Annotated in this window: 2 protein-coding genes; one reads left to right on the top strand and one right to left on the bottom strand. The window is 65.9% G+C overall.

Features of this window, described 5'->3' with window-relative positions; all coding sequences use genetic code 11:
• Positions 1–227: hypothetical protein (locus WB528_RS22985; protein ID WP_423890991.1), on the bottom strand; the 227-nt coding region annotated here is incomplete at its 3' end.
• A 145-nt stretch (positions 228–372) separates the two neighbouring features.
• Between WB528_RS22985 and WB528_RS22980 the strand changes: the two genes are divergently transcribed.
• Entirely contained in the window at positions 373–1,638 is a 1,266-nt protein-coding gene (locus WB528_RS22980) for an ABC transporter substrate-binding protein (protein WP_423890989.1), read from the top strand.
• Positions 1,639–1,861 lie beyond the last annotated feature (223 nt).

Here is a 1,861-nt window from a genome sequence, read left to right as displayed (position 1 = left end):
TCGTTCCGGCCGCGCCGCGAGAGAATGTGGTGCCCGAGCGGGTACGGCGGCAGCGGGCGCGGGCGGTCGCGGAAAATGCGCGGCTGGCCGCTGCCAAACCCCCGACATAGAGCGGCGGAGGCCGAGGCGCTGACTGGGAGAATCGCACTGCTGGTTACTTGAATGAGTGTGAGGGCGCCGAGATACGGCCGGTCGCTGTTCCTGCGCGCATCCAGTCGTGCCAGCATGGTGGGCTCGTTTATCTCAGCAGGAACACCTGAGCGAAGCGGTCAGCCAGTTGTAGCTCGTTGGCTGCCCCGCCGCAGACGTACAGCGTCGCTGGCGCCACGGCATCGATCAGTGCGTCCACGCAGGCGGATTCCATGCCGAGCTGTGCCGGGCAAGACGGGCAAAGTCCGGCGCTTCCAGCTCTTCTTCCACTACGTTGCCGACAGCGTCACCGGACCGCGCAGGCAACGGGTCGTCGTCGGCATCGATGGCTGCCAGGCCCCGGCGGGCAAGCACTGCGGTGATCGTGCCGGGTCGATGGCCGCCGCAAGGCCACGCCCGGTCGTGGCGTGGATGTGGGGGTATTACATGGCCTGTCTCGGATCTTTCAGACGCAGAACGCATGCAACCGCTGGGATGCATGTGCTCGGTCCTGGCAGCCTGGCTGCCGTAGCGGCGATAAGGAGAATATGCCGCTGCTCCAGCATGGTCATCACGCTCGTCGGCCTGGTCACGCTAGGCGCGGCGGGCTGCACGAGCGGTTCGGGCAATTCGAGTCAGTCGGGCACTCCGGAGAAAGCGAGCATCGTTGTCGGGGCAGTCCCGGCGACCGACACGGCCGGACTGTACATCGCACAGCAACAGGGCTTCTTTGCGGCCGAAGGCCTGCACGTGAAGATCGTCCCGATTGTCAGCGCCGAGCTTGCGATCAGCAAGCAACTCGCGGGCGGCTACGATGTAACGCTCGGTAATTACGTCTCCTACATCCAAGCGGATGCGGAGCAGGGTGCCGACTTGCGCATCATCGCCGAAGGGTCGGTGATGCAGGCGACCAACCAGGAGATTGCAACCCTGCCGGGGTCGCGGATCGTCACCCTGGCCGGACTCAGAGGCGCGACGCTCGCCGTCAACGTCCAGAACAATATCGGCACCATCCTGATCGGGTCGGCACTGGCGGCAGACGGCCTATCGATTCGTAATGTCAAGCTCGTTGCGATCCCGTTCCCACTGATGGTGACCGCGCTCAAGGATCACAAGGTCGACGCGGCATGGCTGCCCGAGCCGTTCCTGAGCACCGCCGATCAGCAGATCGGCGCGCGTGGGGTGCTGGACCTAGACGAGGGCGCGGTGACGGGCTTTCCCGTCGTGGGTTATGCCGTCACCCGGACCTTTGAGCAGCGTTACCCGAGGACGGTGGCCGCGTTCATCCGCGCCTTGGAGAGGGGCCAGGCTCTGGCCGATTCCAGCCGCGCCGCCGTCGAGCAGGCGACGAAGGCGTTCCTGGGCGTGTCACCGCAGACGGCCGCGGTTATGGCGGTGCCCGCCTTTCCTCTCGGAGTGGACCGTGTCCGGCTGCAGCGCGTTGCCGACGCGATGCAGCGGTTCGGCTTGCTCAAGCAGCCGTTCAGCATCGGCCAGATGATTGGCTAGTAACTCGTCGTCAAGGCGGGAGCTCAGAGGCGGCGCGTCCAGAAGTTCGTCTCTGCGCAAATAGCAGTCGCCACGTTGATGGTTGATGCCCGGAGGGCCTCGCCGCTAGTCCTCGGGGGCCCTGTGACCGGACGCGTCTTGGAGTTCGTCGATCAACCGGGAGGTGTCCGCGCTTTGGACACGCCGCCCGCCTCGGCGTCACGGCCGATTCCCGGGCAGGGAC

Source organism: Bradyrhizobium sp. (assembly GCF_049586575.1).
GTDB lineage: Bacteria > Pseudomonadota > Alphaproteobacteria > Rhizobiales > Xanthobacteraceae > Bradyrhizobium.
The sequence above is the reverse complement of the archived record's forward strand: the minus strand, read 5'-3'. Positions and strand labels throughout refer to the sequence as shown.